This is a genomic window from Mycobacterium gordonae (assembly GCF_017086405.1).
Lineage (GTDB): Bacteria > Actinomycetota > Actinomycetes > Mycobacteriales > Mycobacteriaceae > Mycobacterium > Mycobacterium gordonae_D.
Genome location: NZ_CP070973.1, coordinates 2,152,184 through 2,176,922 on the forward strand (window position 1 = coordinate 2,152,184; position 24,739 = coordinate 2,176,922).

26 protein-coding genes and 1 pseudogene are annotated in these 24,739 nt (G+C 66.5%); 11 read left to right on the top strand and 16 right to left on the bottom strand.

The window, feature by feature from the left end; genetic code table 11:
- The first annotated feature begins 165 nt into the window (after positions 1 to 165).
- From JX552_RS09380 to JX552_RS09405, 6 genes are all read left to right on the top strand, one after another.
- Positions 166 to 1,008 (top strand): ABC transporter ATP-binding protein, encoded by an 843-nt coding sequence (locus JX552_RS09380; protein ID WP_205877071.1) that lies wholly within the window; start codon positions 166 to 168, stop codon positions 1,006 to 1,008.
- Positions 1,005 to 1,823: an NUDIX hydrolase gene (locus JX552_RS09385; protein WP_205877072.1), complete on the top strand. Its 819-nt coding sequence runs from the start codon at positions 1,005 to 1,007 to the stop codon at positions 1,821 to 1,823. The genes JX552_RS09380 and JX552_RS09385 overlap by 4 nt, the downstream gene beginning before the upstream one ends.
- On the top strand, positions 1,820 to 2,587 hold the full coding sequence (locus tag JX552_RS09390; protein ID WP_205877073.1) for an enoyl-CoA hydratase: 768 nt from the start codon (positions 1,820 to 1,822) through the stop codon (positions 2,585 to 2,587). Before JX552_RS09385 ends, JX552_RS09390 begins: the two co-directional genes overlap by 4 nt.
- A gap of 10 nt (positions 2,588 to 2,597) precedes the next feature.
- Positions 2,598 to 3,572, top strand: a complete 975-nt coding sequence (locus tag JX552_RS09395) for a class I SAM-dependent methyltransferase (RefSeq protein ID WP_205877074.1) — start codon at positions 2,598 to 2,600, stop codon at positions 3,570 to 3,572.
- Complete coding sequence (locus JX552_RS09400; RefSeq protein WP_241011113.1) at positions 3,530 to 4,756, top strand: class I SAM-dependent methyltransferase; 1,227 nt, start codon at positions 3,530 to 3,532, stop codon at positions 4,754 to 4,756. The genes JX552_RS09395 and JX552_RS09400 overlap by 43 nt, the downstream gene beginning before the upstream one ends.
- Before the next feature lie 87 nt (positions 4,757 to 4,843).
- On the top strand, positions 4,844 to 5,527 hold the full coding sequence (locus JX552_RS09405; protein WP_205877075.1) for an esterase: 684 nt from the start codon (positions 4,844 to 4,846) through the stop codon (positions 5,525 to 5,527).
- Between the two features lie 91 nt (positions 5,528 to 5,618).
- Here the strand turns inward: JX552_RS09405 and JX552_RS09410 are convergent, their stop codons facing one another.
- Positions 5,619 to 6,845: an outer membrane protein assembly factor BamB family protein gene (locus JX552_RS09410; protein WP_241010985.1), complete on the bottom strand. Its 1,227-nt coding sequence runs from the start codon at positions 6,843 to 6,845 to the stop codon at positions 5,619 to 5,621.
- An 81-nt stretch (positions 6,846 to 6,926) separates the two neighbouring features.
- Between JX552_RS09410 and JX552_RS09415 the strand changes: the two genes are divergently transcribed.
- Positions 6,927 to 7,664 (top strand): acyltransferase, encoded by a 738-nt coding sequence (locus JX552_RS09415; protein ID WP_205877077.1) that lies wholly within the window; start codon positions 6,927 to 6,929, stop codon positions 7,662 to 7,664.
- On the opposite strand, the gene JX552_RS09420 is transcribed toward JX552_RS09415, so the two are convergent.
- The 6 genes from JX552_RS09420 to JX552_RS09445 form a co-directional block, all read right to left on the bottom strand.
- Positions 7,661 to 8,020 (bottom strand): hypothetical protein, encoded by a 360-nt coding sequence (locus JX552_RS09420; RefSeq protein ID WP_205877078.1) that lies wholly within the window; start codon positions 8,018 to 8,020, stop codon positions 7,661 to 7,663. The two genes, JX552_RS09415 and JX552_RS09420, sit on opposite strands and share 4 nt — an antisense overlap.
- A 17-nt stretch (positions 8,021 to 8,037) precedes the next feature.
- Positions 8,038 to 8,352 carry a hypothetical protein gene (locus tag JX552_RS09425; RefSeq protein ID WP_205877079.1) on the bottom strand — a complete coding sequence of 105 codons (315 nt, stop codon included), beginning with the start codon at positions 8,350 to 8,352 and terminating at the stop codon, positions 8,038 to 8,040.
- A complete protein-coding gene (locus tag JX552_RS09430; protein ID WP_205877080.1) occupies positions 8,336 to 8,881 on the bottom strand; it encodes an anti-apoptotic protein in 546 nt (181 codons plus the stop codon). The genes JX552_RS09425 and JX552_RS09430 overlap by 17 nt, the downstream gene beginning before the upstream one ends.
- A gap of 107 nt (positions 8,882 to 8,988) precedes the next feature.
- The gene (locus tag JX552_RS09435; protein WP_205877081.1) at positions 8,989 to 10,323 is read right to left on the bottom strand and encodes a cryptochrome/photolyase family protein; all 1,335 of its coding nucleotides are present in this window, start codon (positions 10,321 to 10,323) and stop codon (positions 8,989 to 8,991) included.
- Between the two features lie 13 nt (positions 10,324 to 10,336).
- Positions 10,337 to 10,816: a TspO/MBR family protein gene (locus JX552_RS09440; RefSeq protein ID WP_205877082.1), complete on the bottom strand. Its 480-nt coding sequence runs from the start codon at positions 10,814 to 10,816 to the stop codon at positions 10,337 to 10,339.
- Positions 10,809 to 12,893 carry an MMPL family transporter gene (locus JX552_RS09445; RefSeq protein WP_205877083.1) on the bottom strand — a complete coding sequence of 695 codons (2,085 nt, stop codon included), beginning with the start codon at positions 12,891 to 12,893 and terminating at the stop codon, positions 10,809 to 10,811. The genes JX552_RS09440 and JX552_RS09445 overlap by 8 nt, the downstream gene beginning before the upstream one ends.
- Before the next feature lie 48 nt (positions 12,894 to 12,941).
- On the opposite strand from JX552_RS09445, the gene JX552_RS09450 reads away from it, so the two are divergent.
- Positions 12,942 to 13,451: a MarR family winged helix-turn-helix transcriptional regulator gene (locus JX552_RS09450; RefSeq protein WP_205877084.1), complete on the top strand. Its 510-nt coding sequence runs from the start codon at positions 12,942 to 12,944 to the stop codon at positions 13,449 to 13,451.
- Here JX552_RS09450 and JX552_RS09455 read toward each other — a convergent pair.
- The 3 genes from JX552_RS09455 to JX552_RS09465 all read right to left on the bottom strand — a co-directional run bounded on the left by JX552_RS09455 (position 13,421) and on the right by JX552_RS09465 (position 16,597).
- Complete coding sequence (locus tag JX552_RS09455; protein ID WP_205877085.1) at positions 13,421 to 15,679, bottom strand: MMPL family transporter; 2,259 nt, start codon at positions 15,677 to 15,679, stop codon at positions 13,421 to 13,423. The two genes, JX552_RS09450 and JX552_RS09455, sit on opposite strands and share 31 nt — an antisense overlap.
- A 146-nt stretch (positions 15,680 to 15,825) precedes the next feature.
- The gene (locus tag JX552_RS09460; RefSeq protein ID WP_205877086.1) at positions 15,826 to 16,224 is read right to left on the bottom strand and encodes a hypothetical protein; all 399 of its coding nucleotides are present in this window, start codon (positions 16,222 to 16,224) and stop codon (positions 15,826 to 15,828) included.
- Positions 16,225 to 16,234: 10 nt separating this feature from the next.
- Complete coding sequence (locus tag JX552_RS09465) at positions 16,235 to 16,597, bottom strand: STAS domain-containing protein (RefSeq protein WP_205877087.1); 363 nt, start codon at positions 16,595 to 16,597, stop codon at positions 16,235 to 16,237.
- Between the two features lie 472 nt (positions 16,598 to 17,069).
- On the opposite strand from JX552_RS09465, the gene JX552_RS09470 reads away from it, so the two are divergent.
- From JX552_RS09470 to JX552_RS09480, 3 genes are read left to right on the top strand one after another with little or no spacing between them, the layout of a single operon-like run.
- Positions 17,070 to 17,666, top strand: a complete 597-nt coding sequence (locus JX552_RS09470; RefSeq protein ID WP_241010986.1) for an SOUL family heme-binding protein — start codon at positions 17,070 to 17,072, stop codon at positions 17,664 to 17,666.
- 28 nt (positions 17,667 to 17,694) lie between these two features.
- Entirely contained in the window at positions 17,695 to 18,741 is a 1,047-nt protein-coding gene (gene fni, locus JX552_RS09475; RefSeq protein ID WP_205877088.1) for a type 2 isopentenyl-diphosphate Delta-isomerase, read from the top strand.
- Positions 18,742 to 18,749: 8 nt separating this feature from the next.
- The gene (locus JX552_RS09480) at positions 18,750 to 20,042 is read left to right on the top strand and encodes a glycosyltransferase (protein ID WP_205877089.1); all 1,293 of its coding nucleotides are present in this window, start codon (positions 18,750 to 18,752) and stop codon (positions 20,040 to 20,042) included.
- Here the strand turns inward: JX552_RS09480 and JX552_RS09485 are convergent.
- The 6 genes and pseudogenes from JX552_RS09485 to JX552_RS09510 all read right to left on the bottom strand — a co-directional run bounded on the left by JX552_RS09485 (position 19,971) and on the right by JX552_RS09510 (position 24,738).
- Positions 19,971 to 20,552 (bottom strand): MarR family winged helix-turn-helix transcriptional regulator, encoded by a 582-nt coding sequence (locus JX552_RS09485; RefSeq protein ID WP_205877090.1) that lies wholly within the window; start codon positions 20,550 to 20,552, stop codon positions 19,971 to 19,973. The genes JX552_RS09480 and JX552_RS09485 overlap by 72 nt on opposite strands.
- A gap of 306 nt (positions 20,553 to 20,858) precedes the next feature.
- Complete coding sequence (locus tag JX552_RS09490) at positions 20,859 to 21,077, bottom strand: hypervirulence associated TUDOR domain-containing protein (RefSeq protein WP_205878342.1); 219 nt, start codon at positions 21,075 to 21,077, stop codon at positions 20,859 to 20,861.
- 75 nt (positions 21,078 to 21,152) lie between these two features.
- Positions 21,153 to 21,479: pseudogene (locus tag JX552_RS09495) on the bottom strand (DUF2784 domain-containing protein); the annotation flags it as partial.
- Between the two features lie 33 nt (positions 21,480 to 21,512).
- Complete coding sequence (locus tag JX552_RS09500; RefSeq protein WP_205877091.1) at positions 21,513 to 22,508, bottom strand: DUF5914 domain-containing protein; 996 nt, start codon at positions 22,506 to 22,508, stop codon at positions 21,513 to 21,515.
- Positions 22,505 to 24,022 carry an FAD-dependent oxidoreductase gene (locus JX552_RS09505; protein ID WP_205877092.1) on the bottom strand — a complete coding sequence of 506 codons (1,518 nt, stop codon included), beginning with the start codon at positions 24,020 to 24,022 and terminating at the stop codon, positions 22,505 to 22,507. The genes JX552_RS09500 and JX552_RS09505 overlap by 4 nt, the downstream gene beginning before the upstream one ends.
- Positions 24,019 to 24,738 carry a class I SAM-dependent methyltransferase gene (locus JX552_RS09510; protein ID WP_205877093.1) on the bottom strand — a complete coding sequence of 240 codons (720 nt, stop codon included), beginning with the start codon at positions 24,736 to 24,738 and terminating at the stop codon, positions 24,019 to 24,021. The genes JX552_RS09505 and JX552_RS09510 overlap by 4 nt, the downstream gene beginning before the upstream one ends.
- Between the last annotated feature and the right edge of the window lies 1 nt (position 24,739).

Here is a 24,739-nt window from a genome sequence, read left to right on the forward strand (position 1 = left end):
CCTCAAGGGTCGACCCGCCCGACTCGCTGCGCAACCACCTCACCAGGCCGAACGCGCCGCACTAATTTTCATCCTCCACCGCGGGGCGCAGCCCCCCAGATAGCTGCTCGCGGGGTAACGCGACCCGGCGGTCCGAGCCGCTACGCGGTACGGCACGATGAGCGGGTGCCCGAACCCGGCTCTCTCGAGGCCGATCCAGACCTGTTGATCGACTTCAAAAATGTGTCTCTGCGCCGTGGCGGCCGCACCCTGGTCGGCCCTCTGGACTGGGCCGTCGAACTCGACGAACGCTGGGTGATCATCGGCCCCAACGGCGCCGGCAAGACGTCGCTGCTGCGCATCGCGGCGGCCACCGAACACCCGACCAGCGGCACCGCGTTCGTGCTGGGGGAGCGGCTCGGCCGCGTCGACGTCAGCGAGCTGCGGTCCCGGATCGGCCTGAGCTCGTCCTCGCTGGCCCAGCGCATCCCGTCCGACGAAGTGGTGCGCGACCTTGTCGTCTCGGCCGGCTACTCGGTGCTGGGCCGCTGGCGGGAGCGATACGAGGACGTCGACTATCGCCGAGCGGTCGACATGCTGGAAAGCCTGGGCGCCGAGCACCTGGCCGATCGCACCTACGGAACGTTGTCCGAAGGCGAACGCAAGAGGGTGCTGATCGCCCGCGCGTTGATGACCGATCCCGAGCTGCTGCTGCTCGACGAGCCCGCCGCCGGCCTGGACCTGGGCGGCCGCGAGGAACTGGTGGCCCGGCTGGCCGATCTGGCCGCCGACCCCGACGCGCCGGCGCTGGTTCTGGTCACTCACCACGTCGAGGAAGTGCCACCCGGCTTCAGCCATTGCCTGCTGCTCTCCGAGGCCGAAGTCGTCGCATCGGGCCTGCTGCCCGACGTGCTGACTGCCGAGAATCTCTCGTTGGCGTTCGGACAGCGGATTGCCCTCGACGTGGTCGACGGACGCTACTTCGCCCGCCGGGTCCGCACCCGCGCGGCTCATCGGAGGCGCCCATGAATGAGCCCCACGTGCCGCTACCGGCCCGCCCGGCCGCCACCGTCATGCTTGTCCGCGATGCCCCAGGTGGCCTGAACATCTTCCTGATGCGCCGCCACTCCGCGATGGAATTCGCCCCTGGGGTCATCGTCTTTCCCGGTGGCGGGGTCGACGACCGCGACCGCAATGCTGATATCGCCTGGGCGGGCCCCCCGCCGGATTGGTGGGCGCAGCGGTTCGGCATCGAAACCGCCCTGGCCATCGCGCTGGTTTGCTCGGCAGCGCGGGAAACCTTCGAGGAGTCCGGGGTGCTGTTCGCCGGACCGGCCGACGATCCCAACGGAATCGTCGGCGACGCGTCGGTGTACCGCGAGTCGCGCCACGCGCTGGCAGCCCGCACGCTGTCCTTCGCTGACTTCCTGCGTACCGAGAACCTGGTGCTGCGCTCGGACCTGCTGCGGCCCTGGGCGAACTGGGTCACTCCGGAGGCCGAGCGCACGCGTCGCTACGACACCTACTTCTTCGTGGCGGCCCTGCCCGAGGGGCAGCGCGCCGACGGCGAGAACACCGAATCCGATCTGTCGGGCTGGGCCCTTCCGCGGGACGCTATCGCCGACTTCGAGGCCGGTCGCAACGTGCTGCTGCCGCCCACCTGGACGCAGCTGGACTCGCTGGCGGGCCACAGCGTCGCCGAAGTGCTGGCCGTGGAACGTCAGATCGTGCCGATCCAGCCGCTGCTAGAGAAGCGTGGCGACAACTGGGTCTTCGAGTTCTTCGACTCCGACCGCTACCACCGGGCCCGCGAAGCGGGCGGATCGATGACGTGGCCGCTTTGAGTGAATTCGTGAGCGTCATGGTCAGCGACGGCTCCCAGGACCCCGGTATGGCCATGCTGTTGCTGTCGCGGCCACCCACCAACGCGATGACCCGGCAGGTCTACCGGGAGATCGCCGCCGCTGCCGAAGAGTTGGGCCGCCGCGACGACGTCGCCGCGGTGATCCTCTTCGGCGGCCACGAGATCTTCTCCGCCGGCGACGACATGCCTGAACTGCGGACCCTCAGTCCGGCCGAAGCCGGCACCGCGGCCCGCGTACGGCGCGAGGCCATCGACGCGGTGGCTGCGATCCCGAAGCCCACCGTGGCGGCCATCACCGGCTACGCCCTGGGCGCCGGGCTGACGCTGGCGCTGGCCGCCGACTGGCGGGTCAGTGGCGACAACGTGAAGTTCGGCGCGACCGAGATCCTGGCCGGCCTGGTGCCCGGCGGCGGCGGAATGGCCCGGCTGACCCGCACGGTCGGACCGAGCCGGGCCAAAGAGCTGGTGTACAGCGGTCGGTTCTTCGATGCCGAGGAGGCGCTGACGCTGGGTCTGATCGATGACATGGTGGCCCCGGACAACGTCTACGATGCCGCCGCGACCTGGGCTCGAGGCTTCTTGGACGGTCCCCGGCCGGCCCTGGCCGCGGCCAAGGCCGGAATCAACGCCGTGTACGACAGCTCCTGGGAGGCCGAACGGCACGCCGCCGAAGACCGCCGTTACGTCGAGGTGTTCACCGCTGGTCAGGACGCTGGCGCGAAGGGTGACAGCAGCGGCGGTTAGGCTGCCCTGCATGACGAGGAGTTCTGAGATCCCCGCGCCCAACCCCCATGCCACCGCCGAGCAGGTGGAAGCGGCGCGACACGACAGCAAGCTCGCGCAGGTGCTCTACCACGACTGGGAAGCCGAAAGCTACGACGACAAGTGGTCGATCTCCTATGACCAGCGCTGCATCGACTACGCCCGCGGCCGCTTCGACGCCATCGTGCCCGACGAGGTGATCCGCGAGCTGCCCTATGACCGGGCACTGGAACTGGGCTGCGGCACCGGGTTCTTCCTGCTCAACCTGATCCAGGCCGGGGTCGCCCGGCGGGGGTCGGTCACCGACCTGTCGCCCGGCATGGTCAAGGTCGCCACTCGCAACGGGCATTCGCTGGGCTTGGACATCGACGGCCGGGTCGCCGACGCCGAAGGCATCCCGTACGACGACAACACCTTCGACCTGGTGGTCGGGCACGCCGTGCTGCACCACATTCCCGACGTCGAGCTGTCGCTGCGGGAGGTGCTGCGCGTCTTGAAGCCGGGCGGCCGTTTCGTGTTCGCGGGGGAGCCGACGACCGTCGGCAACGGTTATGCCCGGGCGCTCGCGGACCTGACGTGGAACGTCACCATCCGGGCAGTGAAGCTGCCCGGTCTCGGCAGCTGGCGTCGCCCGCAGGAGGAGATCGACGAGAACTCGCGGGCCGCAGCCCTGGAGTGGATCGTAGACCTGCACACCTTCGAACCCAGGGACCTGGAGCGGATGTCCCGCAACGCCGGCGCGGTGGACGTGCGCACGGCGAGTGAGGAGTTCACGGCCGCCATGCTCGGCTGGCCGGTGCGCACGTTCGAGTCGACGGTGCCGCCGGGGAAGCTGGGCTGGGGCTGGGCGAAGTTCGCGTTCAACGGCTGGAAAGCGCTGAGCTGGGTGGACGCCAACATCTGGCGGCACGTGGCGCCGAAGGGCTGGTTTTACAACGTGATGGTCACCGGGGTCAAACCCTCCTGACGGTCTTCACCAGCGACGACGTCAGTTACCTGCGCTCGGAATCCGGCGCCGCGGCGCTGGCGTCCGTTGCCGAGTTCGAGTTGAGCGACATCTCCAGAATCGCCGACATCGCCGCGGTGCGCGGCCGCTTCGGCGAGCGGGCTCCGGTGCTGGTGGAGACGACGCTGTTGCGGCGCAAGGCCGCCGACAAGCTGGGCGAGCTGGGGGATGTGTCTGGCTGGCTGTTCACCGGTGACGCACTGCAGCAGGCCACCGCCGCACCCGTGGCCGCGCACCGTGCACGCCGGCTGGCCGGGCGGGTGGTGCACGACGCGACCTGCTCGATCGGCACCGAGTTGGCCGCTCTCTGCGGCGTGGCGCAGCGCGTGATCGGCAGCGACATCGACCCCGTCCGGCTGGCGATGGCTCGCCACAATCTGACCGCCACCGTCGACCTGTGCCGCGCCGACGCGCTGCGTCCGGTGACGCGCGACACGGCCGTGGTCGTCGACCCGGCGCGGCGCAGCGGTGGCCGGCGCCGCTTCAGTCCGGACCACTACCAGCCTGCCCTGGGGCCGTTGCTGGCTGCGTATCGAGGTCGTGAACTGGCCGTAAAATGCTCTCCTGGAATCGATTTCGATGAAATTGCCCGACTCGGATTCGACGGCGAGATCGAGGTGACGTCCTACCGCGGCTCGGTCCGGGAGGCATGCCTGTGGTCGGGCGGACTGGCACAGCCCGGTGTGCGCAGACGGGCGAGCGTCCTCGATCGCGACGAACACCTCACCTCGGCCGACCCTGACGACTGCCCGGTGGGGCCGGCGGGCCGATGGATCGTTGATCCCGACGGGGCCGTCGTCCGGGCCGGGCTGGTGCGTCACTACGGTGCCCGGCACGGGTTGTGGCAACTCGACCGCGACATCGCCTACCTGTCCGGTGACCGACTGCCGCCCGGAGTGCGTGGCTTCGAAGTCCTCGAGCGGCTGCCGTTCGACGAACGGCGGCTGCGTCAGGCGCTGACGGCACTGGACTGCGGGGCGGCGGAGATTCTGGTCCGGGGGGTGCAGGTGGACCCTGACGCCCTGCGGCGACGACTGCGGTTGCGCGGTGGTGCTGCACTGTCGGTGGTGATCGCCCGCATCGGACGCAGCGGCGCCGGGGGCGGCAGTCACGCCGCGGCTTACGTTTGCCGACCGTCACGGTAACGGCGGGTACGCTGACGGCGATTACCTCATTAGGCGTACTCACGCCTTCTTGGGGTGCAAAAGACTCGGTGCAAGGACAGAGACGACATGCGTTACCTGATTGCGGCGGCAGCGCTGGCCGCCGCCGCCTTAGTGGGCTGGCCGGCCAGTGCCGCGCCGCCCTCGTGCGCCGCGTTGGGCGGCTCCGTGGAGGCTGCGCAGATATGCCACATCCATCAGTCCGGCGCCGCCTACACGCTGGATATGTCGTTTCCCGTGGACTATCCCGACCAGCAGGCGCTGACCGACTACATCACGCAGAACCGCGACGGCTTCGTCAATGTCGCGCAGAGTTCGGGCGGGCGGCGCGACCAGCCTTATCAGATGGACGCCACCAACGAACAACACAGCTCCGGCGCGCCGCCCCGCACCCGCAGCGTGGTGCTGAAGTTTTTCCAGGACCTAGGCGGATCCCGTCCCTCGAACTGGTTCAAGGCGTTCAACTACAACCTCGGGACGAAGCAGCCCGTCACCTTCGACACCCTGTTCGTGCCCAACACCAGCGCGCTGGACACCATCTTTCCGATCGTGCAGCGCGAACTGGAACACCAAACCGGACTGGGCGTGGCGATCTCGCCCGGTGCAGGCCATGACCCGACCAATTATCAGAATTTCGCCATCACCGACGACGCGCTGATCTTCTACTTCGCCCAGGGCGAGTTGCTGCCGTCGTTCGCCGGTGCCACCCAGGTCCAGGTGCCCCGCAGCGCGATCCCGCCGCTGGCCATCTAGCTGTCGTCAACGTTCACTCTGCGCCTGTGGCGACAGAATGCGAGTGGTTCGCGTCCTCGGCGCAGGGCCAGCGGTGGCACGAGTCGGGCTATTAGGCCGGGTCGAAGCTGTAGATCTGACTGTCGCTCGTGGCCGCCACCACACGCCGGTCTTTACCCACCGAAACGCCCAGCGGGGATCCGGTGGCCGCCGGCAGCGGATAGCTGTTGACGGTGCGGCCGTCGCCCGGGTCGAAGACCAGCAGGTTCATCCCGGCCGCCACGGTGTAGCCGACGCCGCCACCGGCTACCGACGATGTCGACAGCGGCGTGACGTCATCGCGCCGCCAGGCGAGATCGGCGTGATCGGCCTTGTCGCGGAAGGCGGTCAGCCGGGCCTCGGGGCCCCCGCCGGAGACGATCAGCCCCTGCGGAGTGACCGTGGGCGGTGTCTGCGCCGTAAAACCAAGCGCGACAGACCATTTGACTTTGCCGTCAGCAGCGTGCAGCGCCCACAGCCGTTGGTCGCGGCCGTTGGCATAGACGGTGGTTCCGTCCGCGGACAACACCGGGCTGCCCAGTACGCCGGCGCCGACGGCATCGCTGCTCCACTCACGGGACAGCTGGCCCCCGCGGTACTTCAGCCCGACGAGTCCTGCCGCCGGGGCCCCGGGCTGCCACACATTGACCACGACGGTGCCGCTCGCCGGCGAGAACGCCGGTGCGGCTGCCACCGGGCAGCCCGCGCGCCCCGGCGCGCAGTCGGCGAGCCCCCGCGTCGCATCGGCCGGATCGACGCCTTCCACCAGATCGAGCGCGGTGCCGACGACGGCGCCGCGGTGGGTGTCAAACACCAGCATCTGTCCCAGGTGCGTGCTGACCAGCAGACGGCCGTCGCCCAGGAACCGGGGAGTGGTCGGCATGCCGATCACCGGCTCCCGCCAGCGCGTCCACTGAGTCGGAGGGAACGAGATGATGGCGCCGGGCTGCCCGACGTAGAGGTTGTCGAAGCCGTCGAACAGCGGTCCGCCGAAGCCGCCGCCCTGCGCCAGCCGGGTACACCAGCGTTGCCGGCCGTTTCCTATCTCCCACTCCATGAACGAGCAGCCGGCGGGCGTCTGCGCATTGAGCGCCAGGAAGCCGCGCGCGCCGAGCGCGGGGCCGGCGGCCAGGCCTCCCTTGGCCGAACGGGTCCACCGCAGGACGAGCTTTCCGGCTCCCGCTGTCGGGCTGTAGCTGCTGTTGGCGGAATCGCCGTACTGCGCCGGCCAGCCTTGCGCCGGCGCCGCGTCCACCCAGGAGTCCGTGTTGCCGCAACCACCGAGCGCGAGGGCGAGCATGGCCACCAGAACAGGCGTCAGGAGACGTCGCGCAAGCACACGTGAGGGTATCGCGCGGCGCCTTGGGTAGGCTTGCGGGCCATGACGAGCATGTGGGGTGCTCCGCTGCATCGCAGGTGGCGGGGAGGGCGGCTCAGAGACCCGCGCCAGGCGAAATTCCTGACCGTGGCTTCGCTGAAGTGGGTGCTGCGCAACAAGGCCTACACACCGTGGTACCTGGTGCGATATTGGCGGTTGCTCAAATTCAAGCTGCAGAATCCGCACATCATCACCCGGGGCATGGTGTTCCTGGGCAAGGGTGTCGAGATCCACTGCACACCCGAGTTGGCGCAGCTGGAGATCGGCCGGTGGGTGCACATCGGCGACAAGAACACCATCCGGGCGCACGAGGGTTCGCTTCGATTCGGCGACAAGGTGGTACTGGGCCGCGACAACGTCATCAACTGCTACCTCGACATCGAGCTTGGTGACTCCGCACTGATGGCCGACTGGTGTTACCTGTGCGATTTCGACCACCGGATGGACGACATCACGCTGCCGATCAAGGATCAGGGGATCATCAAGTCCCCGGTCCGGATCGGTCCCGACACCTGGATCGGAGTGAAGGTCTCGGTGCTGCGTGGCACGGCCGTGGGCCGCGGGTGCGTATTGGGCTCACACGCGGTGGTCCGCGGCGTCATCCCGGACTACTCGATCGCGGTGGGCGCCCCGGCGAAGGTGGTCAAGAACCGCAAGCTGTCCTGGGAGACCTCGGCCGCACAGCGCGCTGAACTGGCGGCCGCACTCGCCGATATCGAACGCAAGAAGGCGGCGAACTAGCCGTTTGGCGGCCCCTGCTGCGGCTCGCCGGTCCGCTGCGGTCCGTCGCGTTTCCACAGCTTCCTGAACGGCAGCCAGACCAGCAATCCGACGGCACACACCACGTAGCCGATGGTCTTTGCGGCCAGGACGAAGAGCATGGCCGCCGCGTACATTAGAACCGCGCACAATGCCGCGAGGTAGTAGAGGGCGGTCGCGCACAGAACCGGCACCAACCAGCCGGGATAGAGCAGCGTCGCGACAGCCTGATTGACGCCGTGTGACGTCAAGAACCCGGGCCGCATCGCGTCCAACAGCTTGCGGCCGGCCGAGGGACCTGACGGTTCGAGGTCAGCGGGAGATTCGGTCGTACTCACCGAAGGGCCTCCCTCGGCTACCTGCCCCGGCTGACAGCGTAATCTTCGGGCCGATTCTTGCTCATCCACGCTCGCGCCGGCCAGAACAGCACCCACAGGGTCGCGTAGACGGTGTAGTACATGGCGGCTGAGGCGAGGACCGCGAAAAGCCACCCGGGGTAGATCAGGATCAAACAGAACCACAGGAACTGCTTGACGACCACCGGGTAGCCGCCTGCCAGCGACAGCAGAAACCGCGGGTTCATCATGGTGACCATCCGGCGGCCCGCCGACGGCTCGGTGGCGGGTCCTTCGTTGATGGTCAGCCGGTCCGGCCTATTCGGGGTGGTCATCGACCTTGAAGTCGAAGTTGACATCCCCGCCTACCACATTGGTGACGGTGACGTTGATGCCGTATTTGGAACTTCCGTCGGTCAACTGGCAGCGCAGCGTGGCGCCCTCGACGCCTTTCAAGTTGTCGGGGCAGGTCACCGCATCGGGCCGCTGACCGACTTGCTGGTAGAGCTTGTCGCTGATGATGTGGGCGACCTGGTCTTTGTCGACGGTCTCGACCATGTCGAACTTGACGTCCTTGCCTTCGACGCTGGTGACGGTGACGTTGACGTTGTAGGTCTCGTCCTTCACCTTCATCTCGCAGTTGGTCTGCGCGCCCACCTTCGCCGGCAGGTCGTCAGGGCAACTGACCGAACTCGGCTTGTTGCCGTTGGCGTCGGTCATTTTGGTGATGATCTGCCCGGCGACGTCCTTCTTGCTCACTGACTTGGGCCCCGACGATCCGACCGAACAGGAGCAGGCCCCGGCGCTGGCCATCAGGCCGACAGCGGCACCCGAGACCAGCAGTGTCCGAACGAACCGAGCCATAGCGCCTCCCTGGCGTGTGCAGAATCCCGAGTTGAGTCGGGGAGATAATTGCACGCCGGAGACCATCTGCAAAGCAATCCCGCAAAATCGCCGGGCTCGCGCTGGGCTCAGCCGATGTCGCGGTAGCGGCGCAACGCTTCCGCCCGCTCGGCGGCGTGGTCGACGATGGGCGCGGGATAGCCTTTCGGCCGCTCACCCTTGGCAAGATGGACGTCGTCGACGCCGGCCAGTTCGGGAACCCAGCGCCGGATGTAATCCCCTGCAGGATCGAACTTTTCGCCTTGCTTGGTCGGGTTGAACACCCGGAAGTACGGCGCCGCGTCGGTGCCGCAGCCGGCACTCCACTGCCACCCGTGTTGATTGTTGGCCATATCGCCGTCCACGAGTTGCTCCAGGAACCACCGGGCGCCCCACTGCCACGGCAGGTGCAGGTCTTTGACCAGGAAGGAGGCGACGATCATGCGTACCCGGTTGTGCATGAACCCGGTCTCGCGCAGTTGACGCATGCCGGCATCCACGAACGGGTAGCCGGTCTCGCCCGCCTTCCACGCCTCGAAACGGAGCTTCGCCTGCGCGTCGGTGTCGGTGTCGATGGCGTCGAAGTCGCGGTTCCAGTTCCACCAGACACTGTGCGGCCAGTGGTGCAGGACGGCGGCGTAGAAATCGCGAAACGCCAACTCCCGCAGATACGCTGAGTCGCCCTGGCGGCGCCGGTTGAGGTCGGCGACCATGGTTCGGGGGTGGATGGTGCCGAACTTCAGGTGTGCCGACATCCGACTGGTGCCGGGTAGGTCCGGCCGGTTGCGGTCGTCGGCGTAGCTTTGCACCCCGCCGTCGAGGAACGACGCCCATTGCGAGCGTGCCGCTGCCTCACCGGCAGCCAAATCCAGCGCGACGCCGGGGTCGGGAATCTTGGCTTGCTTTCGCCCCTTGACGTCGGACGGATCGAGCCAGCGCGCGGATTCGGCGCCGGTCTCGGCCGGGGACCGCCATCCGGATTCACGCCATCTGCCGAAGAACGGGGTGAACACCTTGTACGGGGTGCCGTCGTCTTTCACGACCCGACCGGGCGAAACCAGATACGGCGAGCCCGTCGCCACCAGCGGCACCGAGTCCAACGCGTCGCGCACCCGTTCGTCGCGACGTCGCCCGAAGGGGGTGAAGTCATCCGAGATGTGCACCGACGCGGCGTCAATCGCCTTGGCGAGGGCGGGAATTCGCTCCTCGGGTCGCCCCCTGGTCACCAGCAGCCGGTCGTCCAGATCGTCGTTCAGTTGCCGCAGCGAGTCGCCGAGGAACTGCAGGCGTCGGGGGCCGGAGGAAGCCTCGAGGCGCGGATCGAGGACGAAACATGCCAGCACGTCGTCGTTCTCGGATGCAGCAGCCAATGCGGGATGATCGGCCAAGCGCAGGTCGCGGCGAAACCACAACAATGCCGACATGTCCGGGCTCCCTTCAGCGGTTGAGCCGCCAGATGGTCGTGGCCAGTACCGTGGCAAATCCGCACCACAGCGGGTAGGGCAGTAGTGCCCAGCCCTTGCGCGGGTCGGCGTCGACAGCCCTGCGCACCAGATCGGCGCTGCTGGCGGTCAGCGCAGCGGCGCCCACCGCCGACGGGCCCAATTTGTGATAGCGGAAGAACAGCCAGCTCCATCCCGCGTTGATGGCCAGGTTCACCCCGAGTGCTGCGATGTAGCTGCGGGCTTCCTGCTCGCGACCGTCTTCGCGGAACCGGTCGATGGTGTTGGCCGAGGTGACCGCGATATCGGTGTAGAGGCTGGTCCAGGCGATCGGGAAAGCGGCCTTGGGTGGCTGGAAACTCGGTTTGCGGAGTCGGTCGTACCAACCGGGAGTCCGGTTCGGGCTGGCGACGCTGCCGGAGGCCGCCGCGGCGGTGACGGCCAGCGCGGTGCCGGCCAGAGTTGACTTACTCATGTTGTTTCCCTTCGGTTGTGACGTGGGTGAGGTCAGCGGGCCACCAGATGCGGTCGCCGATGAGGGCGAAGAGCGCGGGGATCACCAGGGTGCGCACGACGAAGGTGTCGAGCAGAATGCCCAGGCCCACGATGATGCCCAGTTGCGTCATGACAATCAGCGGCAACACGCCGAGTACGCAAAAGACCGCGGCCAGAACGATTCCCGCGCTGGTGATGACGCCGCCAGTCGCGGACACCGCACGGACCATGCCGTCGCGCGCGCCGTACTGCGCTGCCTCCTCGCGAGCGCGGGTGACCAGGAAGATGGTGTAGTCCACCCCGAGTGCGGCCAGGAAGAGGAACGCATAGAGCGGAGCAATGTTGTCCAGCGCGGGGAATCCGAACACGTGCATGCTCGCCCAACCCCCGAGTCCGAGTGCGGCCAGGGCGCCCAGGATCGTTGCCGCCAGCAGCGTGGGGGGCGCCAGCGCCGACCGCAGCAGCAGGTACAGCACCACCATGATCACCAGCAGGATCGCCGGGATCAGCAGGATCCGATCGTGTACCGCGGCGTCGCGCACGTCGAGCGCCTGCGCATCCGGGCCGCCGACCAGAGCGTCCGGGGACACCGCCTTGGTCGAATGCCTCAGCGCCGCAACGGTGCTGAATGCCTGCGGAGAGGACGGAGCGGAGTCGGTCACCACCGACCATTTGGTCAGTCCGCCGGTTGAGGTCCCGGACTGATTGGCCGACACCACTCCGGGGGTGGAGGTGATCGCCCGCTGCACCTGCGTTGCCTTATCGGTCGGGGCTATCACTTCGGTGGGGTTGGCCAAACCGGCCGGGAAATGCCGCGCCACGATGTCGAAGCCGGTCACCGAATCCGCTTTGACGCGAAATTGTTCGGTCTGCGTCAGCCCGATGTGCGTGCTCAGTAGGCCGGTGGCGAGGACCCCCAACAGCACGATCGTCACCGATGCGACGAGCACCGGACGGCGCGACACGGATTCGGCGACGCGGTGCCAGATGCCGGTGTCCGGCGCCGCGTGGTGGGTGTGTGTTGCGGGCTGTGGGACGAACGGCCAGAACAGCCGCCGCCCGCACACCGCCAGCAGTGGCGGTAGCAGCACCAGCACTGAGATCGCGGCTACCAACAGTCCGCAGGCCGCGAGCCCTCCCAGACTGCGGGTGCTGGGGGTGGATGCGAAGAGCAGGGTGAGTAGCGCCAGCACCACGGTGGCGTTGCTGGCCACGATCGCGGGTCCGGCCATCCGCACCGCTTGCCGCAACGCATCGCGGTGGTCGCGGTGACGCCGAAGTTCCTGCCGGTAGCGCGAAATGAGCAACAACGCGTAATTGGTGCCGGCGCCGAACACCAACACGCTGGTGATGCCGGAGGTGGAGCCGTCGAAATTCAAGCCGGTCAGGTCGGCAACCGCGATGCCGACGGCGCTGGCCAATCGGTCGGCTAAGCCGATAACGATCAGGGGCACCAACCACAACACCGGTGAGCGGTAGGTTGCGATCAACAGCAGGGCGACCACCGATGCGGTGACCGCGAGCAGCGTGATGTTGGCGTTGCTGAATGCGTTCGCGATGTCCGCGCCGAATGCCGGCCCGCCGGTGATATGGGCCTTCATTCCTTGCGGCAGGCCCGTGTTCGCGGCGGAGCGCATCGCAGCCACGGCATCGTTGAGGGGCAGTCCCGACAGGTCGGCGCTGATCGGGACCACTCCGATCGCCGCTTTGCCGTCGGCCGACACCAGCACCGGCGCCGCAGGCGCACCGGCATTCGCCTGCATCCGGCCCAGGGCGCCTTCGCACGCCTGCTTCAGTGCGTCCTTGGTTTGGTCGGCAGTACCGGTGACCACCACGATCAGTGGTACCCGGTCTCCACCGGGGAACTGGCTGGACAGCTTCTGCACCTTTGCCGAATCGGAATCGGTAGGCACCGACAGTGGCGCCTGTCCCGCTGCGGCATTCCCACCGACCAACACCATGAAACCGACGGCCACCACCAACACCCCCAGCGCGAGCAGCCAGGAGTGTCGTCGTGTCACTGCTGAGGCAAACCCCTCCCACACACACCCAAGCATTTCAGTAACTGAAATATTAATCAACTGAAATTAGGCGGGGAACCCGATATGCTGCACCTCGGCATGCAAACCGACGAGCAGGCGTCCCGGCGGGCCGCCCTGGAATCGCAGATCACCGCTGATCTGCGGGAGTTGTCGTCTGAGTCCGACCAGATAGGCCGGATCTTCGCGGTCTCCCATGATGTTCGGCCGACCGACTTTCGTGCGCTGCTGCACATCATGGTCGCCGAGACGGCAGGTCAGCCGATGACGTCCGGCGACCTGAGTCAGCGAATGGGTCTGTCCGGTGCCGCGATCACCTACCTGGTCGATCGGCTGATCGACTCCGGGCACATTCGCCGGGACTCGCATCCGGCCGACAGGCGAAAGGTGATTCTGCGGCATGCCGAACCCGGAATGAACACCGCGCGGTTGTTCTTCACCCCGCTCGGGCAGCACACCCATGAAGCGATGGTTGACCTGCCTGACTCCGATCTGGCTGCCGCGCATCGGGTATTCAACGCACTGCTGGCGGCGATGCGGCAGTTTCAAGCTGAACTGGGCCCCAGGGATTCCTGATACGGCTGCGGCAGTCCCAGTTCGGCTATGGCGGTAAACCGTCGCCTGTGCCACTTCTCCACCGGTTTCGGTGCCCACCAGTTGAGCCGGCCGAGCACATGCATGAAAGCGGGGACGAGCATCATCCGGATCACCGTGGCGTCCACCAGGATCGCTATCGTCAGCCCCACCGCGAACATCCGCATGAACGAAACGCCGGCGGACATCAGGGCGGCGAACGAGATCGACATCAGCAGGGCCGCCGCGGTGACCACTCGACCGGTACGGGCGATGCCCAGGGCGACACTCTCGTCGTTGTCGGCATGTGTCTGGGGTGACGCGAGCCAGTATTCCCGGATGCGCGACAGCAGGAACACCTCGTAATCCATCGACAGCCCGAAGGCGACACAGAACATCAGCACCGGGACGTTGACCGCCAGCGTTCCGGTCGGCGTGGTGCCGGCCGCCCCGAGATGGCCCTCCTGGAAGATCCACACCAACGCGCCAAACGTCGCGGTCAACGACAACATGTTGAGCAACACAGCCTTGATCGGGAGCACCACACTGCCGGACAGCAGAAACAGCAGCACCAGCATGACGATCGCGATGAACCCGAAGACTATGGGCAATCTCGATGTGATGCCGTGAACACAGTCGCGATTCGTCTGCGCCAGACCGGTGATGAGGGCATGCTTGCCAGCCGGCAACGTGATCGCGTGCACGCGATCCAACTGTGTCTCGGACGCCTGTGTATACAGCGGCGCAGAGCTGTCCAGCGTGAGAAAAGCCGCGCCGTCGGCCATTCCGGTCGGCGCCGACGGAGGTCCCTGGGGAGCGCCGGCGACGAAGGTCGCGGTCGGAGCCGAAACGGAAGCCACGTCTGGCACCCGAGACAGCTGAGCGGCGTAGGTGTCGAGATCCGAGCGGCTCAGGCCGGCGGTGTCGGGAATCACGATCTTGACCCGGGTCGCCGAGTTCGAGGGGAACTCGTCACGGATCCGGTCGTTGGCCAATCGCGCCGACGACGTGGCGGGCAGCACGCGGTCGTCGGCGTAGCCCCATCTCACGCCGAGGAAGGGTGCGCCCAGCGCAAGCAACAGCGCTATCAGAATTAGGCCGAGCGGGATCGACCGCCTGATAACGAATTTCGCCAGGCGATACCAGAAGGTCTGCTCGATCGGTGGCGCAGGTCGCTCCGGACGCCCCAGTATCCGCCTTCCCAGGCGGCGCACATCGAAGGCGTCGATCCGGTCGCCTAGTAACACCAGCGCCGCCGGTGTGATCGACACCGCGGCGGCGGCGGCGAAAGCCACCACCGCGATGCCGGCATACGCGAAGGACTTAAGGAAGTACATCGGGAAGAACACCATTCCCAACAGCGCCAGGGCCACTGTCATCGCGGAGAAAAGCACCGTTCGCCCGGCGGTGCCCATGGTGTGCAGCACAGCTTCGGTGGGTGGCACACCGTCGGCCAACTCGTCTCGGTAGCGGCTGACGATCAACAGCGTGTAGTCGATGGCCAGCGCGAAACCCAGGGCCACCGCGACGTTCAGCGCAAAGATCGACACATCCGTGACCTGCGCGATCCCTCGTAGCGCGGCGAGTGCCCCCAGGATCGCGAACCCACCCACCGCCACCGGCAGCGCGGCTGCCAGCAACCCGCCGAACACCCAGACCAGGGCAATGAAGCTCAATGGAATTGCGATGACTTCCATTCGGAGCAGATCGTTTTCGGTCTGTTTGTTGATCTGCGCATAAACCATTGCGGATCCACCGGCTTGCACCCCCACGCCGTCTCGGGTTCCGACGAAGCGATCGGCCAATTGCTGGGCGTGCTTGGCGGCGGTGTTCTCGTCACCCTTGAGTGCAGCGATGATCATGGCCGTTTTTCCGTCGCCGCTGAGCGTGCCGGGGGTGGGTGGCTGCTGCCATGGTGAGCCGACCTGGAACACGAACGGCGACTCGACAAGCTGTCGTGCCGTGTCCCTGCCGATCTGCAGTGCCGTGCCCGCATTAACCCCGGTTTCCGATGTCACGAGCAGCACCAACTCCATGTCACCTTGGTGAAAAGTGTTGGCGAGCAAAGCCGACGCGCGCGCGGATTCGGAATCGGGATCGAGGAAGCCACCTCCGGAGAGGCTGCCGGCAGCAGGGATTCCGAAAACGGCAGCTCCGATCATCACCAAGAGAGCAGCGGCGATAACCCGTCGCGGCGCGGCGACGGAGACTCGTGTAAGTGCGGCAAGCATGTTCCGTCCTCGTGATGACACTTCCCGTGGCAACCGCAGCAAAGCTTAAGATTATTAAACATTAATCTAATTAAGCTGGGGTACCTAGTGGTAACGAGGCGACGGTGCCGCTGGTTCGACGGTGTTGAGCAGAGTTTCCGCTTCGATCAATCCCCGGACTTCAGCGCCCTGACCAGGGCTTGGGGATCGGAGACGGTGACTGTCAAGGCTGAGTGGTCGCGAAATCCGATGACTCGGTGGATACGTGGCTCGAAATGGATGCAGACTCCCGCACGCGCGTTGGTGCCGAAAGTGAGTCCGTCATCAGCCAGTGACAGTCGTGGTCCTACCGCGGTCCACCAGCGGTAGGGGCCGGTGACATGAGCGTCAACCACGTCCGACAAGGGAGCTTCGGCCCGCAGCGGGCCGTACCGCGCCACGAAGCGCCCGTCATCGGTGAGCGTGACGCCCTGCACGCCGGGCCAGCGGAACGGAAGCCACAGCGGCGCCAGGCGCGCGTCGTAACTGTAGGGAAAGTGGCGGCCCGGCTGATCAGCTGGTGTCATCGATGTGCCCCTACCGGACGAGTCTGGGAACGTGACGGCGGGTGGCCAGGCCGTCATCGATCAGTTGCAACGCTTCGGCCACCGAAGTGACAAGAGGTAGTCCGTGATCCCTAACGACCCGAACCAGCGGGTCCAGCGCCACACCGCTGACCACCCTGCAGTAGAGGCCGGCGGCCTGATGCTGATGGTTGAGGGCGAGCAACTGCTGAAATCCTTCGATGCCGAGGAAGTCCAGACGACTGAGATCGATGATCAGGGGCGAGCGTGCCTTGGTGAATCGACGTATCTCCGTGGCGATCTGTCCGGCGTTCGACGCGTCTATACCGCCGTCCACCCGTACCACGGTTGCCAGACTGCGGGCGTATACAAACATCTGTGCCCCATCGCAATTAACGACGTAGCGGTAGCGGGGGCGTCGTTGGTTCGGTGAATCTACAGCGTGCATCGATGTGGCCTATCAAGTTGTGGAAGAAGGAACTGTAGCTGCGGACTCAACTGAGACCAGCCTAGACGGAATCTGGCGGCTCGGTTCGGCACAGTCGTCACCGCAACAGCGTTGTGACGGTTCGGCTGGCCGAGTGGCAGGGGATCCCGCTGCCGGGTCGTCGGACGCGGCATGCGCTGGAGTTCGCAGTTCGAAGGTTCGGTGCCGGACTTCATCGCAAAACTTAATTGAATTAAACATTCATTTACTTAACAAGATTGTCTGTTGGGCGTATGCTGAACATGCCGGGGCTCCTGCCAGGGTGGCGGAGTAGTGCCAATGACGCAGATCTGAGCACAGGCTCAGTTGTGGGAGCCGCGAAATCCAGACACGATGGGATCGATCAGGGAAAGAGGCGACCTTGTTGAAAGCGATCAGCTCAGTTGTGGGGCAGTTCGTTGAAGCGGCCGGCATGGTCGTGGGCTACCGTCACAACATCGAGGAGCCTGCCCACACGACCGAGAAGCTGACCCGCGATGTGGAGATCCGGCACTATGGTGATCGCATCGCTGCTCAGACCACAGTCGTCGCGGATGAGGAATCGGCGCGTAACGTCGGGTTCCGCCGTCTCGCACGCTACATCTTCGGCGCCAATAACGACCGGGAGAAGGTGGCCATGACCGCGCCGGTGGCGCAGGAATCCCGCAGCAAGGGCGAATGGGTGATTCAGTTCTTCATGCCTTCCCACAAGACGATGGACACCCTGCCGTCGCCTGATGACGGCGATGTGAAGTTGGTGACCGTGCCACCCACAACGGTTGCGGTACACACCTTCAACGGAATTCCCACCGAGCGGGCGGTCGCCTCGCACACCAAGCAGTTGATGGGCACACTGGGCGAATTGGGATTCGAGCCGACGGACTCCCCGGCAGCCTGGTTCTACGACCCGCCCTGGACCGTTCCGGCGTTGCGCCGCAACGAAATCGCCGTCCCGGTTAAGCGCAGGAGTGAGGTCTGAGCGTGCTGAATGGTGGGGCCCGATTCCCGTGACGGCACAGCGCAGCGACATTACATCTCGCAAGCTCCGTCATATCGACGTCTGCCGGGACGGTGACGTGACCTATCACGGGGTTACGACGGGTTTGGAACGCTATCGGTTGCCCTACAACGCATTGACGCAGACGAACTTGGCCGACGTCGACCTATCGACGGAGTTTCTCGGAGCCCCGCTACGCGCACCGGTTTTGGTGGGCGCCATGACCGGGGGTGCCGAGCTGTCGGGCACGATCAACCGGAATCTGGCGACCGCCGCCCAACGGCTGGGCATCGGGATGATGCTCGGGTCCCAACGGGTGATGTTGGAGCGTGCCCTGGGCGAACAGGCCGCGTCCAGCTTCGCCGTGCGGGACGTGGCCCCCGACGTGCTGTTGGTGGGCAATATCGGGTTGTCCCAGTTCGTCAAGGACGCGATACCGGAAATTGCCCGGGCGCTGGACCGGGTCGGCGCGAATGCGCTTGCGGTTCATACCAATCCGCTACAAGAGGCGATGCAGCACAACGGTGACACCGACTTCGCCGGGTCGCTGGACCGGCTGCACGAGCTGACCGCGATGCTGGACTATCCGGTGCTGCTGAAGGAAGTGGGCCACGGCATCGGGGCGAGCGCCGTTGCCGACCTGCTGCGGCTCACCGGAGAGTCGCCCGTGGCCGCCATTGACGTCGCCGGGGCCGGCGGTACGTCGTGGTCGCGCGTCGAGCAGTTTGTCCGTTATGGCGAACTGCGGTATCCGGATCTCGCCGACTGGGGGATACCCACCGCGCAGGCGCTCCTCGAGGTGCGCGCGGCACTGCCAAGCATCCCGCTGGTGGCCTCCGGCGGGATCCGGACAGGTACGGACGCGGCTAAAGCGATCGCCCTGGGCGCTGACGTAGTGGCGGTTGCTAGGCCGCTGCTGGCATCGGCCATCGAGTCCGCCGCCGCGGCGACGGCCTGGCTGCAAGGGTTCATCGACGAGTTACGCATCTGCCTGCACTGTTGCGGAGCGGCAGATCTGCCGACGGTGCGCAAGCTCGGCGCGCTACCTGTCACCTAGGCGAACCTGTGGCGGTCATTCTGGCTTACGGTTCGCCCGCACTGGGTCATCTCTACCCGATGGCCGCACTGCTGACCGAGCTGACCGGGCGCGGGCACCAGGTCCACCTGCGCACGATGAGCGGTGAGGTCGCCTCGATGCGGGCCGTCGGTATTCACACCGAATCCGTCGACCCTCGCATCGAGAATATCGTCGGTGATGACTGGTTGGCGCGCAACGCTTTAGGCGTCCTCAAGCGGTCCATCGACGTGCTCTGCCGGCGGGCCGTGTTCGAGGTGGATGATCTCCGGCACGCGGTCAGCGAGACAGCAGCTGAGGCCGTCATCGTCGATGCGAACTGTTGGGGCGCGATGTCGGCGGCTGACGTCGCTGGCTTGCCGTGGGCGGTGTTCTCGCCGTTCACGCCGTACCTGCGATCGCGGTCGGCGCCGCCGTTCGGCCCGGGACTGCGGCCGCTGCCGGGCTTCATAGGCCGCATCCGCGACGCCTCGATGCGGCCGTTCGTCAGATTCCTGTTCGATCGCCCGATGTTGCCGCGGATCAACGCGCTTCGCGCCGGCCTGGGCGCTCCGCTGATCGATTCGGTGGACCAGTTGATGCGCCGGGCGCCGCTGCTATTGGCGGTGGGAGGCGAGCCGTTCGAGTACCCGCATCCGGATTGGTCCGATATGGTGCACTTCGTCGGTCCCTGCGTATTTCAGCAGATGGCCGGTCCGGCTCCGGATTGGCTGCAGTCCATCGAGCGCCCCATCGTGCTGGTGAGTACCTCGTCGATCGCCCAGGCCGACGCGAAGTTGGGGCACATTGCGCTGCAGGCATTGGCCGAGGAACCGGTTCACGTGGTGGCGACCTTTCCGGCCGGTGTGCCCGCGGGGCTGCCGCAGACCCCGAATGCGACGGTGTGCCAGTTTCTGGACCATGGTCCGGTGCTCGACCGGGCTGTGTGTGTCGTCACGCACGGTGGGATGGGAACGACCGTGAAGGCGCTGAACCGGGGCGTCCCGGTCTGCGTGGTGCCGTTCGCGCGTGACCAGGGCGAGGTGGCACGTCGCGTCGAGGTGGCTGAGTGCGGAACCCGGCTGCCACCCAAGCGGCTCACCCCGGACCGGCTGCGTGCCGCAGTGCTCAAAGCGGAGAGGATGACGGCAGGAGCGCGTCGGGTTGCCGCCGGATTCGCTGCAACTGGAGGTGTGGCACGAGGTGCTGACCTGATCGAGCAGCGGTTAGTGTCAGCGCCTCGGCGCGTGGGACCGGGCACCCCGCCGCCGGGAAGCCGAAGCGCCTCGGCCGAGTTCCGCTGAATCCTCGTGTTGCTCGGGCGCGGCCAGCTCGTCCTCGAACGTGGCCATCGCGTCGATCATCGCCATAAATACCCGGTGGGCTGACACCAGGTCTTTGTCCGGCAGGTCGGCCAGGGCCTCGCGGATATGGGCTCCGAGCGGGCTGAAGAACGTGTGCGCCAGGGTCATGCCCCGGGTCTCGTAGCGCAGCAGCCACTTGCGGCGGTCTTCCGGGTCGGGTTCGCGCCGGATGTGACCGGCTTCGATCATCCGGTCGACCAGGTAGGTGATGGCCGGAGGCGACACGTCCATGCGTTGGCGCAGCTGGGCCAGGGTCAAGGGGGCACCCGCTGTCTCGGCCACCATGATGTGCAGCAAGGCGTGAAAATCACTGTTGCTGACGTCGTTGATGCGTGCGTAGTGGCGGCCGACGCGGTCAGAACGGGCGGTGATTGCGCGAATGTCGGCGGAGAGCTGCCGCTCCAGCTCCGCCCGCCTCGGCGGCGGCTCGCCCACGCCGCGCTTGGTCATTTGCCCGCACCCTTCATCAACCATTCAGAGTACGGCGTGTGCGCTCATAAGTGCGTCAGCCGGCCGCACGCTGCACCGGCATGGTCGTGTCGTGGCCCCCGCCCATCAGCGAACAACGCTGGTCGCCTGGCACAGATGGGCATCGCGATCGTGGTTGAGCTATACGTGCTCAGAGCGCAGGATGGCGACCCTTTGGCGGCGTCGGTCATGACCCGGTGAAGTCTGCGTTTTCGCTTTTCGAGCTGGCCGGGTCATGCAGAGGATCTGGCGCGTGGTGTCGTCGGTGCTGCGGGCCACCGCGATCGGTCAGCCGTCCTGGCGGCGCAGCGCGTCCGGCTTGTGCACGGCATCTTTGCCGGTCTTGTCGCTGCGCACCTGATACTGCGGATCGTCCTTTGATGCCCGCACGGTGCGCCCGGCCGCTTCGGTATCCGAGGTGATCTTCCGCTCAACCTTGCCTTCGACGGTGTTACCGTGGCTCTTCCACTCGACCTTGTCGCCCTTGCGCAGCTTGTCGTCGCTCACGTGAATTCGCTTCCCTCGGCATCGGTTAGGCCCTGAGTCGGGTACCCGCCGGCCCTGGATGATTAACGCGATCCAGGAGAGCCCGGCTGCGGCGAATGCCAGTGCCTGGGCGGTTCCGGTACGGTCAGCCGGCAAGACGGTGCCATCCACATAGCGGCCGATGAATCCCTTCTCAGGCAACTCGCCCATGCCGGCCCGGGCCCGGGCCCACTCTTCCAGTGAAGTCAGCGGGCAGCGAAGGTTCAGTGCCACCACGGCGACGCCCCACGCCACGGCCGGAAGGTGCAGCCAGAAGGTGCGCCGCCAGCGCAACGCCAGAAAGCCCCCGCTCGGCAGATACGCGAGATAGGCGAAATGTGCCGCGACGGTGGCGACGACCAAGGCGAAATATCTTCTGTTCATCGCTGATTCAGCCTAGAGCACGCGGCGGGAGAATCAGCTGCCGCTTCGCAGTCGGTATCTGCGCTCGGCATAGGCCAGGTCGTCGCGCCACAGCCGATTGGCGGCATAGCGCATCAAGGGCGTCACCAGTGGCGCGACCGAAAGTGCCGCCTTGAACCCGGGGCGTTGGGAATGCGCGACGACGGCTTCGATCACGGCGACGCGCGGTTGTCCGTCCGGCCCGGGACCCATTGGGGTGGCATGTGTTTCGACGACGCTGCCCGCACCCTCGCCTTCGACGATGCGCATGACGATGGTGCGTGCCTCGGGGCAGCTGAATTCCGCGATGGTGGGCACGCCGAAGCGGCCCACCCGGAAGGTGACCGAGACGACGAACCGGTCGTCTTCCTCCGTCGGCGTGGTCAGCACCTCTAGGCGGGTGAACGAGTAGGGGTGGAACCAGCTGCCGTGCCAGGGGTCGAGTCGGTTGGCGATGATGTCCTGCGGTTCGCAGGTGCCGACGAGGCGGGCGACGGCCGGCAGCGTCGTCCTGGTCGGTCGATCGGGAATCACCGGCACGTCCAGCGGCGCTTCGGCGCCGACAGCGTCCAATCGCACCCACGCCAGCACCCCGTCGTCATAGCTGGGCAGTGCAGCCCAGCCCAGCTTGCAGGACGTACCGTCCAAGGCCAGCCCATGCCAGCGACAGAACAGCACGCCGTCGGAGACCGTGCCGGTGGCCAGGTCCGCGCCCAGATGGGGGCAACTGGCCGGCCCCACCGTCAAATGATCGAGCCGATCGCGCCAGGCGACCAGTTCGACGCCGGCAACGCGGGCGCCGAGCGGTCGGCCGGGTCGCACGTCAGCGCTCGCCGCGAAAACGTACCAGTTTCCGGTGGGGCGACGCTGCGACCGCTCCAACGCGGCGTTGATGATCGCCGGCTGAGCCTGACCGTAGGTGGGACGCTGCTTTGTCCACGGCTCCCGCGGAATCAGTTGCAGTGGCCAGTTCTTGGGCCACCGATCGCGGATCTGATCGCCGGCGCTCATGCCCGCCCTCGAATCTGTCGCAGCGCCAGCGTTCGCAGCAGCGCAGAGCGGCCGCGGGTGGGAACGGTGAACAGCTCGTGACCGCACACCCCCCAGCTTGCGAGCAACTGGTTGGCGGCCACCCATCCGGTGGTGGCGGCGCGCTCCATCAACGCCACCGGCAGGTCCACCCGGATGCCATCACCGGCCAGCACCAACCCGGGTTGCGGCGTCGCCACGGTAGGTCGCCGGGTGTAGGTGCCTGGGGTGAACAGCGGGCAGTCGCTGCGTCGCAGCACGCGTTCTCGTACCACGTTGGCCGTCGCCGTCTCGGGGTACAGCTTGTGCAGCTGCTCGATCGCCGCATCGCTGGGAGTCGTCGAATCCAGTGCATAGGAATGTAATTCGATGACGGACCCGCCGGTCTGGCGCGCCCATGCGGCCGCTTCGGACTCGTAGCGCTCCGGGACGCTGATGTTGTCGAGCGGGGGATGTCCCGCGGTACCCAGGAAGGGGGCCCGGTCCGACCTGACCGGGCGATCGAGCCACAGTCGATGAACCACGAACGACGGCGCGGTGCGTAGCCGCCGTATCTGTGCCCGCCACAGGTCGTTACCCAGGCCGTTCGATGCGGCGACGATGTCCTGCAGACCGCCCACGTCGAGCGCCAGCACCACGGCGTCGGCGGACAGCGCACCATCCCCGGTCTGCACGTGGTAACCGCCCTCAGCGGTGTCGACCCGTTGAACCTGTGTGCCCAGCCGGAATAGGACACCACGCTGACTCAGATACTCCCGGAGCGGATTCCACAGGCTCACATCGAAATTGGCGTTAGCGACGTCGAAGATCAGTCCCTCGCTGGAACCCAGGAAATAGATGTGAAACATCGTCGCGAGTTCACCGGCCGAGAGCTGGTTCGTTTCGGCGAAGAAGCTGCGGGAGAACACCTCGAAGGCGAGGTGACGCGCCGACTCGGGGAAATTGATGCTCTTCAGAAATGTCTCGGCGTCGATGTGATCCAGCTGGTGATAGACCTCGGGAACCGATACCGCGGCCAGCGGTGCCGACGCCCGGGCGTCGATACGGACCAGATCGGAGAGCCGGAAGGTGGGGCTGCGCAACGCGAACACCAGCGCGTTGAAGGGGGGTGTGCGGGGCAACCCGCGGAAGGTGTCGAGCCTGCCCTGGCCGTCGATCAACGGGTAGTCGGTCACCGGTGTCAGCATCCGCAGCTGTGGATCGACCCGGCTCAGCAGCGCCCGCAGGTTGTAGTACTGGCGGAAGAAGGCGTGAAATCCGCGGTTCATCGCGACGTCGACGCCACCGTCCTGTTCGGTCCAACCACCGACGCGCCCGCCGAGGTAGGGCTCCTTCTCCACCACCTCGACGTCCACACCCCGTTCGGCGAGACCGGTGGCTGCAGCCAGCCCGGCAATCCCGGCCCCGACGACCACCGCGCGAGGACGCTTCGACAGCGACGTGGCATCGGCCAACCCACGCGTTGCCGGGTGTCGTACGCGGCGGCGGTCGGTCACAGCGGCACCTCCCCGATAAAGGTATGAACGATGTTGCGCTCCCAGCCTGGCATGGTTTCGCTGCGGACTGTGCTGAAACCGGCGTCGGATATCCGCTGCCGCAGCCGTTGAGCGCCGTCGAAACTGAGCACGCTGCGCCACAAATGGCGGTACAAGGTGGTGCTCCGGGTGCGCCACCACCCGGACGGAATGATGATCCCCCAGCACACCGCGTGCCAAATCCTTACGGCGACAGCGGAATCACGCACGGAATACTCATGCAGCGCCAACGTTCCGCCCGGCCGCAACAGTTCGCGGAAGGAACGCAGCTGGCTGTCCGGGTCGGCCAGGTTGCGCAGCAGGTAGGCCGCCAGAATGCCGTCGAACGGGCCGGTGATGCCGTGCTGAGCGAGTTTCTCGATGGGAGTGTGCACGAACCGCACTGACGATGGCCAGGATTTGGCCCGCGCCGCCTCCAACATGCCGGCCGAGGCGTCGACGGCGATGATCTCGGCTTCCGGGGCCGCCGCCAGCAGCGCGGCCGTCGACGCGCCGGTGCCACACCCGGCGTCGAGCAGCCGTAAGCCGCGGCCCCTGTCCGGCAAGCCCATGCGCTGCACCGAACGCCGCAGGTTCGCGTGATAGCCGGGGTTGGCGCCCACCAATCGGTCGTAGGCATCCGCACCGACGTCGAACGCGTCCGGGACGTCGCTGCGAGCAAGACCTGCTTTATCCATG